We start from the raw sequence: 14,358 nt of genomic DNA, 5'->3' as shown, positions 1-14,358 counted from the left end.
TCCCGATCGGGCTTCTTTGGTCTGCTGTCGCGTCAGTTTTGCATTCATTTTTGGTCTTTACAATTTAATTTTGTAATTCGATTGTGGACGTCGACGCGATCAAGCTGGTAAATTACTGTCGTGCATGTGAAATCCACGATTCTTGAAGCCGAGGTTCCGATCGCCGAATCGGCCACCGGCAATGGCAGCGACCGCCAGGAGTCCTCCCTTCATGGGGAGATCCTGCTGCGGCTGCGCGACTATGTGGTCGAAGGCAACATTCCGGACGGCGCGCGCGTTCCCGAGCGCCAGCTCTGCGAGATGTTCGGCATTTCCAGGACGCCGCTACGCGAAGCGCTCAAGGTGCTGGCCGCCGAGGGCCTGATCGAACTGCTGCCCAATCGCGGCGCGCGGGTGCGCCAGCTCAGCGAACACGACCTCGAAGAGCTGTTCGACGTCATGGCCGGACTAGAGAGCCTCGCCGGACGACTGGCCTGCGAGGCCATCACGGACGAGGAAATTACCGAAATCGAGCGGCTGCATTACGAGATGTACGGCTATTATCTGCACCGCGACATGCACGGCTATTTTCAGGTCAATCAGCGCATCCACGAAAGCATCGTGACGGCCGCGCGCAACGAGACGCTGAAGGTCGCCTACGCCAACTTCGCCGGGCGAATCCGGCGCGTCCGCTACTCCGCCAATTTCGCCCGCAAGCGGCAGCGCTGGGCCGAGGCGATGCGCGAGCACGAGGCCATCCTCGACGCCCTGCGCCGGCGCGCCGGGAGCGAATTGAGCGACATCATGTTTCAGCATCTGCGAAACAAGCGGGCCGCGGCGATTGAGCACCTCACCGAAGAGCCGACCGAACCTGCCGTCACGCCTCGAGGCAGCTAGCCTTGCCGATTATGAATTCATAATGTAACTATCACCCAACAAGAATGCATAATCGAAGGGAGAACTCGGACGGCCCTCCCTGATGAATTCGGATTCGGGATGAAGAACGCCTCATCGCTCGAGCAGCGCCTGCGGTCACAACTGACCGGCGACATCTTTTTCGATGCCTTCAACCGTGGGCGCTACGCCACCGACGCCTCGTTCTACCAGATCATGCCGGCCGGCGTTGTGGTCCCCAGGACCATGGACGAAGCGCTGCTGGCGCTTTCGATCGTGCGCGGCGACGGACGCATCGTTACCCCCCGCGGCGGCGGTACGTCGCAGTGCGGACAGACCGTCAACGACGGCATCGTCGTCGATCTTTCGAAGCATCTGAACCGGATCATCTCGCTCGATGTGGCGAACCGCTCCTGCGTCGTCGATCCCGGCATCGTGCTCGACGATCTCAACCGGCAACTCAGGAAGCACGGATTGTGGTTTCCGGTCGACGTTTCCACGGCGTCGCGCGCCACCATCGGCGGCATGGCCGGCAACAATTCCTGCGGCGGCCGCTCGCTGCGCTACGGCACCATGCGCGACAACACGCTATCGATGGATGCGGCACTCGCTGACGGCACGCTGCTGCATTTCGGCGAGGTGCCGCGTGATCTCACGCAGGTCAATTCTCCCGACAGCGGCTTGAAGCTGTTCCGCAACATGCTCGATCTCGGCGAGCGTGAGGCAGAAGAGATATCGGACAAATTTCCGAAAGTGCAGCGCCGGGTCGGCGGCTATAACCTCGACGCGCTGGTGCCGCGCAATGCGCCGAACAATATGGCGCATCTCCTGGTCGGGTCGGAGGGGACACTCGCGTTCACGACGCAGGTCGAGCTCAAGCTGTGGCCGGTGATCCGCAACAAGGTGCTTGGCGTCTGCCATTTCGGCAGCTTCTACGAGGCGATGGACGCAGCACAGCACCTGGTCAAGCTGCGGCCGATCGCCGTGGAACTGGTCGATCGCACCATGATCGCGCTCGGCCGCGAGATCGCGATGTTCCAACCGATTATCTCCGCGGCCGTGCGCGGCGATCCGGACGCGATCCTGGTGGTCGAGTTCGCAGAGGAGGATCAGGCAGACAATCTCGCCCGCCTGAAGCAACTCGGCGAGCTGATGGTCGATCTCGGCTTCGGCTGGGACAAGGCGCAACGCAAATGGGGCGGCGTGGTCGCGATCGTCGAGCCCGGGTTGCAGGCCGGCATCGCCGATTTCCGCGCGGCCGGACTCAACGTCATGATGTCGATGAAGCAGGAGGGCAAGCCGGTCTCCTTTGTCGAGGATTGCGCGGTGCCCCTGCCGCATCTGGCCGACTATACCGAGCGGCTCAACGCGATCTTCGCCAAACATGGCACCCGCGGCACGATGTACGCACACGCCTCCGAAGGCTGCCTGCATGTACGCCCGGTGCTCAACCTCAAGCTTGAAAAGGACGTCAAGGCAATGCGCGCCATTGCCGAGGAGACGTTCGAGATGGTGCGCGAGTATAAAGGCTCGCATTCCGGGGAGCACGGTGACGGCCTGATGCGCTCGGAGTTTCACGAGGCAATGTTCGGTGCGCGCATCGTTGCCGACTTCCGCGAGGTCAAGCAGCGCTTCGATCCCGATAACACGCTCAACCCGGGCAAGATCGTCGATCCGCCCAAGATGGACGACCGCTCGCTGTTTCGCTTTTCTCCGGATTATTGCGTCGGCGAATTGAAGACCGTGCTGGATTGGTCGGCCTACCCTGGCGCCGGCGGCGGCTTCCAGGGCGCGGTCGAGATGTGCAACAACAACGGCGCCTGCCGGAAGCTCGAGGGCGGCGTGATGTGCCCGTCCTATCGCGCGACCCGCGACGAGAAGAACGTCACCCGTGGCCGCGCCAATACGTTGCGGCTCGCGATTTCAGGTCAGCTGGGCCCCGATGCGCTGGCCTCGGACGACATGATAGAAACACTCAAGCTTTGCGTGTCGTGCAAGGCCTGCCGCCACGAATGCCCGACCGGCGTCGACATGGCCAAGATGAAGATCGAAGTGCTGGCGGCCCGCGTGGCACGGCACGGCCTGTCGCTGCGCGACCGTCTGGTGGGTTATCTGCCCCGCTATGTCGATCTGGCGTCGCGCTTCGCTCCGATCGCGAATTGGCGCAACAGCAGCCCGCTGCTGCGTGCGCTGTTCGAGAAGATTGCCGGCATCAGCGCCAACCGCGCCCTGCCGCCGTTTCGTCGTGACACGTTCCGGCCTGACGCCACGGCGTTTGGTCCGCCTGACGGTCGCGAGGTGGTGCTGTTTGCCGATACATTCAATCGCGGCTACGAGCGTGAAAACCTCGATGCTGCACTTGAGGTATTGATCGCCGGTGGATATCGGGTGCACTTGCCACGTCCCTCGGACCAAGGCCGGCCCGTCTGCTGTGGACGGACGTTCCTGTCGGCGGGTCTCGTTGACCAGGCCCGTGCCGAACTGGACCGGCTGGTGACGACCTACGCGCCGTTCGCGGCACGCGGCGTGCCGATCGTCGGGCTTGAGCCGAGCTGTCTTATGACGCTCCGGGACGAGCTGCTTTCGTTGCGATCGGATGCGATCGCGAAACAGGTCAGTGCGCACGCGCTGCTGTTCGAGGAATTTCTGGTGCTTGAGGCCGAGGCCGGCCGCCTCAGCCTGCCGCTCGGAGCCGTCGCCGCGAAGGCCATGGTCCACGGGCACTGTCATCAGAAATCATTCGGCGCCTTCAAACCGGTCGAGAAGGTGCTTCGTTTGGTGCCCGATCTGAGCGTCGAAACGGTCGAGTCGAGCTGCTGCGGCATGGCGGGCGCTTTCGGATATGGTGCCGAGACCTACCAGGCCTCGATCGACATGGCCGAGCTATCCTTGCTGCCGGCGGTCCGGCGCGCCGATCCGGCGACACTGATCGTGGCCGACGGAACCTCCTGCCGGCACCAGATCAAGGACGGCAGCGGACGCACCCCGCTTCACGTCGCCCGCGTATTGGCGATGAGCCTTAATTGTGCGAAATCCAGTTCCAACAATTTGTCCCGCAAAGGAATGACCCATGGCTGAGCTCACCCTCGACATTGCCCGCAAGATCCTGGATGCCGCGTTGGCCAAGGGGATCGAGAAGAAGCTCAAACCGCTGGTGATCACGATCCTCGACGCCCGCGGCGCCGTGAAGGTGACCGCCGCCCAGGACGGCACCAGCCTGATGCGGGCCGAGATTGCGCACGGCAAGGCCTATGGCGCGCTGGCGATGGGAATGGGGTCGCGGGCGCTGTTTCAGCGCGCGCAGGAGCAGGCCTATTTCATCGACGCCGTGAACACGCTGGCGCAGGGCCGGATGGTGCCTGTTCCCGGCGGCGTCCTGATCCTCGACGGCAGCACGCTGCTGGGCGCCGTCGGCGTCAGCGGCGATACGTCCGATAACGACGAGACTTGCGCGGTGGCGGGCATCGAGGTCGCCGGGCTGAAGCCGAATCCGGGCTAATACTCGTTCGTCGACAGCGGTTGACAAGCCCTATCGTGGGGCATCGGGGGTTCAAGCCAGAGGTCCGCTACATCGCGATACCCACTACTCCAGGAGCCCTGTTTTCTTACCGGATGGCAGCTTAACTCGCGAGATAGCCTCTTGATAGCCCGCCAAAAGCTACCGTCCGCGCACCGTTCCCCGCCGCCCCTTATGGTGCTCGAATAGGTTCAAATCGCGGACACGCAACACCCGATTCTTGCGATTGATCGAGAGAGCCATCCCAAAGCTAGCAGCATGGCCACCCTCTATAAGACGAGTTCGAATCTCTCTCGGCCCGCCAGCCTGCGGCGCGCTGTGCTACCCCAGTAGCCAGCGGCGATGTTCGGAAAGCGAGAAAGACCAGCCTGGTACCAACGCCAGCTGCGAAGACGACCAATTCCTGAGGTGCTGATATCGAAGCGTCGCTATGCGACACAAGAGATCGTGGACTACGTCGCGCAAATCTGTCCTACGCACTATAGGCGAATTTGGTACACCGTCACCGCAATCAAATCGATCTCTATGACCAGACAGATTTCGCGCGCCTGCAACCGGATCGAACGGTTCTTCAAGCAATGTCGTCGGGTGGCGGCGCGCCACGATAAACTTGCCGCCAACTACCTCGCCTTCGTCCAGCAGTTGTCATGGCTCGGCTCGTTTTGCGAGAATTTTCGCCGCTCCGCCTCGCGGCCTGATGACCACGGCTGCAGCAATGGCAGCAATCTGCTGATTGGTAAATCATCCACGTTTGTTAACTCTCGGAAAGCTCGGATATCGCAGCATAAGTGTTGGAATCCGATTCTCATCAATCATTATCAGAATGACTCGAGCAAACTCCCGGGATCATTCCATCGCACGGTCGGAGAGAATAGGACCATAGAGGTCCGGCCGGCGGGTCCGGAAGATTCCCCAATCCTTTCGATACCTCGCAATTTCATCGAGGTCGAAAGAGGAGACCATGACGTCCGACGTCCCCTCATCCGCCTCCACGGCTTTGGTCCCGGTATGATCGGCGATGAATGAACCGCCGTAGAATTGCGTTTGACCGGCAACACCGAATTCCGCGCCTATTCGATTGGATGCTGCCAGAAGCATGACGTTGGCACCGGCATGCCCCTGCATGACCTGTTGCCAGTGTAGCTTCGAGTTCTTGAATTTGCTCTTCGAGGGTTCGATCGGCCGGCCGATCGCCGTCGGATAGAGCAGCGCCTCAGCGCCTTGCAAGGCCATGATGCGCGCGGCTTCCGGAAACCATTGGTCCCAACAGACCGCCGCGCCAAGGCGGGCGAATCTGGTATCAAAAACCATGAAGGCAGTATCTCCGGGTTCGAAGTAGTAGGCTTCCTCGTAGTCCGGAAAATCGGGGATATGGCTCTTGCGATAGACGCCCAGCAATTCCCCGCCCGCGTCGATCATGGCCAGTGAGTTGAAATAGCGCTCGTTGGCTCGTTCGAAGAAGGAAATGGGAATGACGACATTGAGCTTGCGCGCAAGCTTCCGCATGGCCTGGATCGCGGGGTTAGCCTCGACGGTTGTCGCCTGCTTGAAGAATGATTGGTCTCTGTCGATGCAAAAATAGGGCGTTTCAAACAGTTCTTGAAGCAAAACAACATGTGCCCCGTTCGACGCCGCCTGCTCGACCATTTCGCCGGCGCGTTGGATGTTCTTGTCCCGATCCCACGAACACGCCATCTGAGTGACCGCAATTGAGAGTATTCTCGTCACCTCATTCCTCCTCGGTAGGTTAAGCCGACATTTCGCCGAAATCGACGCAAGCGACCAATCAATCATGCTTCAAGGCTTTTGCGCTTCCGCACCCGACAGACCCGATGATCGCGCTTCGTTGTTGGCGACGGTTTTGGATCGTCTTTGCCTGAAGAGACCGACAAGTCCGCCTGGCAGCAACACCACGAACAAGGGCAATATCAATCCCATGCCGAGCGCGCGCCAATCCTGAAATTCCTTGAACCCCTCGTCCACGACCATCAGCACGACCGCGCCGACCAGGGGGCCCCAGACCGACCCCATGCCGCCGACCACGATCATGGATAGCAGGAATAGCAGCAACGTGAATGAGAAGATGGTCGGCCCCACCACCCGAAAGTCGGCGGCATAGACCGCGCCGGCGAGCGCCGTGAAAAAGGCCGACAGCCCAAAAATCCACAATTGATATTTGAACTGGCCGATGCCGCGCGACATCGCGTAGCCCGGATTGTCGCGCAAGGCCCGAAACGCCAGACCGAGCGGACCGCGAATGACGATCACGGAAAACGCGAAAGCGGCTGCCAGCAGTACCAGGCCGAGAAAATAGTTCGCCACGATGAATTTCGACCCGAACAGATCACGAAAACCGAGATCGCCGAACTTTCCAATGCCGCGCACACCGCCGAACAGTGGCATGCAGCCGCCTTCGTTGGTAGTGAAGCATTCGGTGTCATTGATGATCAGGAGATAGATGACCTGGGCGATCGCAAGCGTCAGCAGCGCGACATAGGGACCTCTCAGCCGCAGACAGGCGAGCCCGATCAGCATCGAGGCAGCGAGCGCCAGCACCGCCGAAGCCGGCATCGCGAGCCAGAGCGGCCAGTGAAAGTAATAGCCGAGCATCGCGGTGCCATAGGCGCCGAAGGCAAACAGCGCCATCTGCGCCAGCGAGAAAATTCCGCCGACGCCGAGTACCAGGTTCCACTGCGCGACCACTGTTGCCCAGATGAAGAAGACCGTGATCTGGGTGATGAGATAGCGCTCGGGAAACACAAACGGCACCGCGCTCGCGCAGGCGAGCATCACCACTCCGACCATGAGGTCGCGGCGACCGGCGCTCAAAGCCGCACCACCCGGCTTTTGCCGAAAATGCCCGAGGGCCGCCAGATCAACACGGCAATGACCAGCAGCAACAGCAACGCGAACCCGAAGCGAACGCCGAGCGCATACTGCGTGGAGGCTTCGATCAGCCCGATCGCCACCGCGGCCGCCACCGCTCCATAGGTGTTGCCCAATCCCGCGACGACACAGATGATGAACGCCTTTAGCATCGGATCGCCCCCCATGGTCGGCGACAGCGTCGCGAGCGAGCTGATCATGACGCCCGAGAGCGCAGCGAGCGCCCCCGATAACGCCAACACCTGCGCATAGACCCTGACGACGTGCACGCCCATGAGCTGGGCGGCGTCACGGTTTTGTGCCGTGGCGCGGATAGCACGGCCGGTGCGGGTGCGTTGGAGGAGCAGCGCGACCAAAATCATCATCACTACCGCGACGACCAGGATCAAAATATTCTGGTAGGGAACCAGGACCGCACCGACCTTAATCCCTCCGGCAATGTTGAGCGGTTGCGGCTTCGCGTAAGGGCCGAAGATTTTAAGCACGAGATTTTCAAACACCGCCCCGACGCCGATCGTGGCGATAAACACGTTGGTTTCAAAATTCTTCGAACTCAGCAACGGCCAAGCCGTGGCGACGAAAATCGACAGCCCCACGGCCGCACCGACGACCAGCGCCGCAAGAAAGCCGAATGCGGGCGGCCAGCCCAATTGCTGCGAGACCGCGTAGGCGGCATAGCCGCCAATGGTCAGGATCCCGCCATGCGCCATGTTCAGCATGTTGAGCGAGCCGTAGACTAGCGACAGGCCCACCGTCGAAATCGCGTACATCGCGCCGAGCGTCAAGCCGGAGACGACGATTTGAGTGAAGACTTCCACGGCCCTCAGCCCCCCAGATAGGTTTGCAGGACCTCAGGACGTTCCATCAATTCGGGCCCGCTGCCCGACCAGACGAAATGACCATTGTCCAGCAGATAGACACGATCGGCACGATCGAAGATGCGGGCGGCGTTCTCCTCGACCAACACGATCGTGCGCCCGCTCGCCTTGAGACGGTCGATCAGCTCGTAGATCTGGTCGATGATAATCGGGGCCAATCCCAACGAGGGCTCGTCGAGCATCAGAACCTTTCCACCGCTCATCAGGCCGCGCCCGATCCCGGTCATCCGCCGCTCGCCGCCGGACAGAGTGGAAGCGATCTGCCCCTGCCGTTCGCCCAGTTTGGGAAGCAGTTGAAATACCTCCTCCAGGCGCATGCTGGCCTGCGCCGCGGCTTCGGGGAGGTAGGCACCCATCAGAAGATTTTCCCGCACCGTCATGTCGGGAAACAGCAGGTCGCCCTGCGGCACGTGCACGATTCCGGCCGCGACGATCTGATCGGCGCGTCGCTGTGTCAGATCGAGACCGGCGAGCGTGATGGAGCCCGCGCTGGCGGACAGGAGCCCGGAAATGGTCTTCAGAAGCGTGGTCTTGCCGTGCCCGTTGGGTCCCACAACCGCAATGAACTCCCCCGCGCCAACTTGCAGCGACAGGCCGTCGAGCACATTGAGCCCACCGTAGCCGACCGACAGGTTTTCGATCGCGAGCAGTGGCGTCGCCATCATGGTTGCGCTTTTCCGTCAAACTGCGCTTTCAGGCGTGACGACGCGCCGGCGCCGAGATAGACGTCCACCACCCTGGCGTCACCAGCGAGCCCCTGCGGAAGCCCTTCGTAGATCTTCTCGCCGTGATGCATGATCATGACGCGAGAGGAAAGCCGCGTCAGAAACCGCATCACGTGCTCGATCAGAATGATCGTCACGCCGCGCTTCCTGACACTCTCGACGACCTCGATCACGCGATCGATTTCCCTCGGCGTCAGGCCGCCCGCCGGCTCGTCCATCAACAGCAGCTTTGGGGCTGCCGCCATCGCGCTGGCGATCATCAGCAATTTGCGCTCCATGATCGGCAATTTCTCGGTCAACGCAGCGGCAACGCTGGTGAGCCCGACAAGCGCGAGAACGTCGGCCGTGGTCTCGCGGGATCGTTTATCGAGGCGCAGGCCCGGCCAGAGCCGGTTGGCCGCGCCGAATTGCGCGGAGGCGAAGACGGTTTCCGCAACCGTCAGGCTGTCAAAGCCCGCATTGAGCTGAAAGGTTCGCAGGATGCCCTGGTGGCAGACGCGCTCGGGAGCAAGCCTTGCGACGTCGCGGCCTTCGAACAGGATCTCGCCCGCGCTTGCTGGATTCAAACCCGAGATCATTTCAAACAGCGTCGTTTTGCCTGCGCCGTTGGGTCCGCCGATGCCGAGAATTTCACCCTCGACGACGTCGAAGCTCAAATCCTTGACTGCCGCCAGCGCGCCGAAATATTTGGACAGATTCCTGCATTGCAGAAGGGGCGCGCCGGCGGCATTCATCGGCGGCTATGCCTTGATCCAGGGCGGCGTCATGAACTTGCCGGTCGCATAGGGTTCCGGACCGATCAGGGCAGGCCCTTTCTTGAAGTCATGAATCTGCAGGAATTGATGTGGCATCCCCAGCGACGGATCCTTGGTCTGGACCGGATATTGATAGGCCGCCTGCTCGTTGGGAATGAACCTCGTCGTGCCGTTGACGCCGCGATAAATCATGACGCGCATCCGATCGGCCACCTTCCGATTTTGCGCGTCGTTGCCCGGTTCTCCGGTGCCGCCGGCGATCGCCGCAGCCGTCGCCCAGATATAGGCGCCGTCATAGGGTTGGCATCCCGACAGGTGCCCCGCATTCGGGCCGAATTTGGCTTTGTAGCGCTTCTCGAAATCGGTGCCGATCTCGTCTTGCAGCGCGGCGACCACGGTTGCGTAAAGCACGCCGTTGACGGCCTCCTTGCCGACGTCCCGGAACGCAGGGATAGACGGTCCATACTGCATATAGACGAGGCTTGGGGTCGGATTGCGAATAAACTGTATCATGAACTGCGCGAGATCGCCGGGATAGAAATGCGTGATCACGATCAGACCCGGAGGCTCCTGCCGGATCTTGGCGAGCGTCGGACCCCATTCCGAAATCGGCACATTGACGGTCTCGAACAGACTGACCTTCCAGCCATATTGACCGGCCTTGTCCTTCACGGCATTGGCGATATTCACACTATAGACGCCCGCGCTGGTGATAATGGCGACCTTGTCGTTGGCGGGCTTCCACTGACCGCTTGCCGACAGCGCCTTCAGATAGTCGAGCAACCCCGGGCCATACCAGTACTCGGCAGGGTCGCCCTGGAACGAGCCGTAATATTTCTCCTTGTTCGATTTGATCAGATTATTGTGAGCGATCGTGGTGTCGTAGTGCACATAGATGATACCGGAATCGGCGATCACATCCTGGATCGCAGCGCCCGAGCCGACATTGTAGCCATTGATAACCGCGTGAACCGAACGGCGGTCGATCAGCCGCTGAACGGCCTGGACGTTGGTGGCGTCGCCCATCTGCACCGTGTCTTCGAAATAGGGTTCAAGCGGACGGCCCAGAATGCCGCCCAGCGCATTGATTTCCTCGCACGCCAGGGTGAGCCCGTTCTTGAACTCGACGCCATCAGCGGCGGCGAAGTCCGTGAGCGGCGCGGCTTGTCCCACCGGAATGGCGGCACCGGCGGCGCGGGCGCCGTCGTTGATGCTGGCCAGCACCGCTGCTGCCCCGGTAAGGGCCGCCGCGCCACCGGTTAGAACAGATCGTCGACTGGGGATGACATTCGGCTTCTTGATATCGGATCGAGACATGACTTCCTCCTCCAAAAACACCTAAGGCAAATTCTCAATCAGTTGCGCTGCTCGCGCGATGGCCGCAGCCTGATGCGGTTGCAGCGCCTGTTGTCCCCAATTCGCCATCAGCGGCGCCCAGAGATCTTCGATCGTCGTGCGCACGCCGGACATTTCCTCCAGCACAGCGAGGCCGCAATACGGGACGTAGCTTTCGGAATAGCCGCCCTCGTGCACCATCAAGAGCTTGCCGCCGCACAATTCGTCCGCCGTGGTCAACAACAGGCGCGTCATGTCGCGGTAGCCCTCGCTCGACACCAGCATGCGACCCAGGGGATCGACGCCCGATGCGTCGAAGCCGCATGGCACCACAATCAGTTCCGGCTTGTAGCGCTGCAGCGCCGGGATCACGACGCGGCGGATGGCTTCGACATAGGCGCCGTTGCCGCATCCCGGCGGCAACGGAATGTTGATGTTGAATCCCTTGCCCTCGGCTTCGCCGTTCTCCTCCAGGCCGCCGGAGTCCGCCGGAAACAGATTGTCCTGATGCAGGGAGATCGTCAGTACGCCGGCGTCACGATAGAAGATCGCTTGGGTGCCGTTGCCGTGGTGCACATCCCAATCGACCGTTGCGATGCGCTCGAGACCGTAGGTCACTTGGGCGTGCCGGATCGCGATGCCGACATTTCCGAACAGACAAAAACCCATGCCGAGGTCGGGGACGGCGTGATGTCCGGGAGGACGCACCAGCGCGTACGCATTCTTCACTTCGCCATGCACCACGGCATCCAGCGCGCAGATCGCGCCGCCGGCGGACAACAACGCGATCTCGAAGCTGCCGCGGCCGAACGGCGACAGCAAACTGGCGTCGCCTCCTCCGGCCGCGCTCATGGCCTTGATCTTTTCGATATGCGCGCGAGTATGAACGCGTCCGACTTCATCTTCGGTGGCGGCGCGCGGCTTGAGCGCCTTGAGATGATCGATCAGACCGCTGACTTCGACCAGATTACGGAAGCGACGCTTCGATTCCGGGTTTTCGTAGGGTGTACCGGGTTGCACGCCGAGGCCTGGCGGAAGCACGCCCGCCGAGGCGCCGGTGTCGTGCCACATATAGAGCTCGTGACTGAGCCAACCCGTCGTCATTGCCATCGCCCCGATTGCGCTGCGGCGCAAAACCCCATGCCAAATCTCTCATTCAACCGCCGATATCGCCTTGTCGAATGTCTCCACGATGACGTCGACGTGCTCCTTCCTGAGCGTCAGCGGCGGGGAGATGATGAAGGTGTCCGCCAGATTGCGGATCAACACGCCCTTTTCCATGCAACGCTCCCATATCTTCGCGCCAAATCTCTCCGCGAGGTCGAACGGCTGCTTGGTTTTCTTGTCGGCGACCAGTTCGATCCCGATCATCAATCCCATCCCCCTGATGTCGCCGATGTTGCGATGGCGCGGCTCAAGCTCCTTCAGCCGGTCGAGGCAATATTTGCCGACTTCCCCCGCGTTCGCCGGCAAATTCTCGCGCTCAACGATGTGCAGGTTCGCGACCGCCGCCGCGCAGGCCAGGGGATGGCCGGCATAGGTGTTGCCGTGCATGAAGGCGCGCGGCGTGAACTCACTGTTGTCATCGGAATCGAACGCTGCCGCCACGCGCGCGTTGATCATCGTGGCTCCCAGCGGCACATAGCCGCTGTTGATCCCCTTGGCGAAAACCATGATATCAGGCTTAACCCCGTGAGCCCGGCAGCCGAACATGCTGCCCGACCGTCCAAAGCCGGTCACGACTTCATCGGAGATCATGAGCACGCCATACCGATCACAGATTTCGCGAACCAGCGGCCAGAAATTCGCGGGCGGAACAATGACGCCACCTGCGCCCTGAATCGGCTCGGCAATGAACGCCGCCACGGAGTTGGGCCCCTGATAGATGATCTCCCGCTCCAAAAGCTCGGCGCAGATGCGGCCCAGTTCCATAGGATCGCTGGTAAAGGGATTGCGATAGAGGTAGGGCGTCTCGACTTGGAAGAAGCCTTGCAGCAACGGTTCGTATTGTTCGCGATACGCCGTCTTGCCGTTCAGCGAGAGCGCGCCGAGCGTCACGCCGTGATAGCCCTGTTGAAGCGAAATGAATTTTGTTCGTTCCGGCTTTTGCGACAGCCGCCAAAATTGCCGCGTCAGCTTGATCGCCGCTTCGACCGCCTCGGAGCCTCCCGAGGAATAAAATACCCGTTTCATGCCTTCGGGCGCCGTCAGCCGGCACAGCAATTCCGCAAGCTCTATCATCGGCATGGTCGCGGTATTGCCGAACATCGAATAGAAGCTCAGTCTGTCGAGTTGTTCGACGATGGCCCGCTTGATTTCCGGCCGCCCGTGGCCGGCATTGACGTTCCATAATCCAGCCTGGCCGTCGATATAACGGTTTCCGCGCCCGTCGATGATGTAGACGCCCTCGCCCCCCTCGATGCAAAGGGGCGGATGTTTTGCCAGAAAATTGGCGTTCGCGAACGGGTAGACGATGTCCTTGGTGAGTCTGTTGTTGGCGAGGTGCATTTCGCTTTGCATGACACAGTCTCCCGTTCCAGGGCCAACGCCTGTTGCCGATCCGCAATCGCGCCGCCGTTATTTTCAACACCATAGGCTCAAAATAACTTTTTGGTCAAGCGACCAAATATGGTCAGATGACCAGATTAGAGGCGGCGACTTGCCTGCGTTTGATCCACCGTCCTGCCGACGCGGCAGCCGGGATGCCGACGATCGGCGCGTGGCAGAACCGCGCTTTGAAATTGACAAGGTCGCCCGGAACGACAAAGGAATGACACATGGCAAAGACCAAGAGCGATGCGACCCGAGTTCAAGTGATCGAAGGCGCGATACGGGTGCTGTCGGCGACGGGCGTCATCGGGGCCACGACGCGAAGGATCGCAAATGAGTCCGGCGTGCGCCTGGCAACCCTTCACTATCACTTCGACAGCAAGAGCGCCCTGCTTCTGGCGGTGTTCGAGGCGCTGATCGATGAAACGGTCCTGGCATTTCGCGAGGAGGTAAAGGACAGCACCGGGCTTGACGATTGCATCGAACAGGTGCTCAAGGCGGCATGGCGCTGGGCCATGCAAACGCGGGTGCTGCAGATCGTCCAATATGAGCTGACCCTGTATGCGCTTCGCGAGGGCGCCCGGTGGCTCGCCGAGCAGCAATATGACGCCTATGTTCGGGTCTATCGCGATTTCCTGATCGCCGTCTCCGAAAAGAGCGGAGAACTCTCCCCCGCCGGGTGCACCGCCGTTGTCCGCTTCATGCTTGCCGGCGTGGACGGGCTGCTATTGCAGGAACTGGCCAAACCCAATCAAACGCGATCGAAGCGAGGGATTGAGGCTCTTATCCGGGCCACCCAAATTTACGCTCGCTCGCTGGCGCCAGCGCGCGAATAGAAT

12 protein-coding genes are annotated in these 14,358 nt (G+C 61.1%); 4 read left to right on the top strand and 8 right to left on the bottom strand.

The annotated features are described in order from the left end of the window. The first annotated feature begins 126 nt into the window (after positions 1-126). The 3 genes from ACP2YO_RS15590 (at position 127) to ACP2YO_RS15580 (ending at position 4,372) form a co-directional block, all read left to right on the top strand. Positions 127-876 (top strand): GntR family transcriptional regulator, encoded by a 750-nt coding sequence (locus ACP2YO_RS15590; RefSeq protein WP_426443205.1) that lies wholly within the window; start codon positions 127-129, stop codon positions 874-876. A gap of 99 nt (positions 877-975) precedes the next feature. Then, complete coding sequence (locus ACP2YO_RS15585; RefSeq protein WP_426441622.1) at positions 976-3,951, top strand: FAD-binding and (Fe-S)-binding domain-containing protein; 2,976 nt, start codon at positions 976-978, stop codon at positions 3,949-3,951. Next, complete coding sequence (locus ACP2YO_RS15580) at positions 3,944-4,372, top strand: GlcG/HbpS family heme-binding protein (protein ID WP_426441621.1); 429 nt, start codon at positions 3,944-3,946, stop codon at positions 4,370-4,372. Before ACP2YO_RS15585 ends, ACP2YO_RS15580 begins: the two co-directional genes overlap by 8 nt. An 864-nt stretch (positions 4,373-5,236) precedes the next feature. Here the strand turns inward: ACP2YO_RS15580 and ACP2YO_RS15575 are convergent. The 8 genes from ACP2YO_RS15575 to ACP2YO_RS15540 form a co-directional block, all read right to left on the bottom strand. Continuing rightward, entirely contained in the window at positions 5,237-6,085 is an 849-nt protein-coding gene (locus tag ACP2YO_RS15575) for a nitrilase-related carbon-nitrogen hydrolase (protein WP_426443204.1), read from the bottom strand. 102 nt (positions 6,086-6,187) lie between these two features. After that, the gene (locus ACP2YO_RS15570; RefSeq protein ID WP_426441620.1) at positions 6,188-7,219 is read right to left on the bottom strand and encodes a branched-chain amino acid ABC transporter permease; all 1,032 of its coding nucleotides are present in this window, start codon (positions 7,217-7,219) and stop codon (positions 6,188-6,190) included. Continuing rightward, positions 7,216-8,094 (bottom strand): branched-chain amino acid ABC transporter permease, encoded by an 879-nt coding sequence (locus tag ACP2YO_RS15565; RefSeq protein WP_426441619.1) that lies wholly within the window; start codon positions 8,092-8,094, stop codon positions 7,216-7,218. The genes ACP2YO_RS15570 and ACP2YO_RS15565 overlap by 4 nt, the downstream gene beginning before the upstream one ends. A gap of 5 nt (positions 8,095-8,099) precedes the next feature. Further along, positions 8,100-8,819, bottom strand: coding sequence for an ABC transporter ATP-binding protein (locus ACP2YO_RS15560; RefSeq protein WP_426441618.1), 720 nt, complete (start codon positions 8,817-8,819; stop codon positions 8,100-8,102). Next, positions 8,816-9,613: an ABC transporter ATP-binding protein gene (locus tag ACP2YO_RS15555; RefSeq protein WP_426441617.1), complete on the bottom strand. Its 798-nt coding sequence runs from the start codon at positions 9,611-9,613 to the stop codon at positions 8,816-8,818. The genes ACP2YO_RS15560 and ACP2YO_RS15555 overlap by 4 nt, the downstream gene beginning before the upstream one ends. 6 nt (positions 9,614-9,619) lie before the next feature. Beyond that, positions 9,620-10,951 carry an ABC transporter substrate-binding protein gene (locus ACP2YO_RS15550; protein WP_426441616.1) on the bottom strand — a complete coding sequence of 444 codons (1,332 nt, stop codon included), beginning with the start codon at positions 10,949-10,951 and terminating at the stop codon, positions 9,620-9,622. 21 nt (positions 10,952-10,972) lie between these two features. Further along, entirely contained in the window at positions 10,973-12,073 is a 1,101-nt protein-coding gene (locus tag ACP2YO_RS15545) for a class II histone deacetylase (protein WP_426441615.1), read from the bottom strand. A gap of 48 nt (positions 12,074-12,121) precedes the next feature. Then, complete coding sequence (locus tag ACP2YO_RS15540; protein WP_426441614.1) at positions 12,122-13,489, bottom strand: aminotransferase class III-fold pyridoxal phosphate-dependent enzyme; 1,368 nt, start codon at positions 13,487-13,489, stop codon at positions 12,122-12,124. 257 nt (positions 13,490-13,746) lie between these two features. Here ACP2YO_RS15540 and ACP2YO_RS15535 point away from each other — a divergent pair, with 257 nt between their 5' ends. Next, positions 13,747-14,355, top strand: a complete 609-nt coding sequence (locus ACP2YO_RS15535) for a TetR/AcrR family transcriptional regulator (RefSeq protein WP_426441613.1) — start codon at positions 13,747-13,749, stop codon at positions 14,353-14,355. The last annotated feature ends 3 nt before the right edge of the window (positions 14,356-14,358 follow it).

The sequence above is a fragment of the Bradyrhizobium genosp. P genome, assembly GCF_049949265.1.
In the GTDB taxonomy this organism is placed as follows: Bacteria; Pseudomonadota; Alphaproteobacteria; order Rhizobiales; family Xanthobacteraceae; genus Bradyrhizobium.
Note: the sequence above shows the minus strand (reverse complement) of the source record. Positions and strands in the feature narration are given on the sequence as shown.

Coding starts and splice junctions, on each gene's coding strand:
- ACP2YO_RS15580 (WP_426441621.1), top strand. CDS start 3,944: ATGGCTGAGCTCACCCTCGACATTGCCCGCAAGATCCTGGATGCCGCG.
- ACP2YO_RS15535 (WP_426441613.1), top strand. CDS start 13,747: ATGGCAAAGACCAAGAGCGATGCGACCCGAGTTCAAGTGATCGAAGGC.
- ACP2YO_RS15540 (WP_426441614.1), bottom strand. CDS start 13,489: ATGCAAAGCGAAATGCACCTCGCCAACAACAGACTCACCAAGGACATC.
- ACP2YO_RS15555 (WP_426441617.1), bottom strand. CDS start 9,613: ATGAATGCCGCCGGCGCGCCCCTTCTGCAATGCAGGAATCTGTCCAAA.
- ACP2YO_RS15585 (WP_426441622.1), top strand. CDS start 976: ATGAAGAACGCCTCATCGCTCGAGCAGCGCCTGCGGTCACAACTGACC.
- ACP2YO_RS15550 (WP_426441616.1), bottom strand. CDS start 10,951: ATGTCTCGATCCGATATCAAGAAGCCGAATGTCATCCCCAGTCGACGA.
- ACP2YO_RS15575 (WP_426443204.1), bottom strand. CDS start 6,085: ATGGCGTGTTCGTGGGATCGGGACAAGAACATCCAACGCGCCGGCGAA.
- ACP2YO_RS15560 (WP_426441618.1), bottom strand. CDS start 8,819: ATGATGGCGACGCCACTGCTCGCGATCGAAAACCTGTCGGTCGGCTAC.
- ACP2YO_RS15545 (WP_426441615.1), bottom strand. CDS start 12,073: ATGACGACGGGTTGGCTCAGTCACGAGCTCTATATGTGGCACGACACC.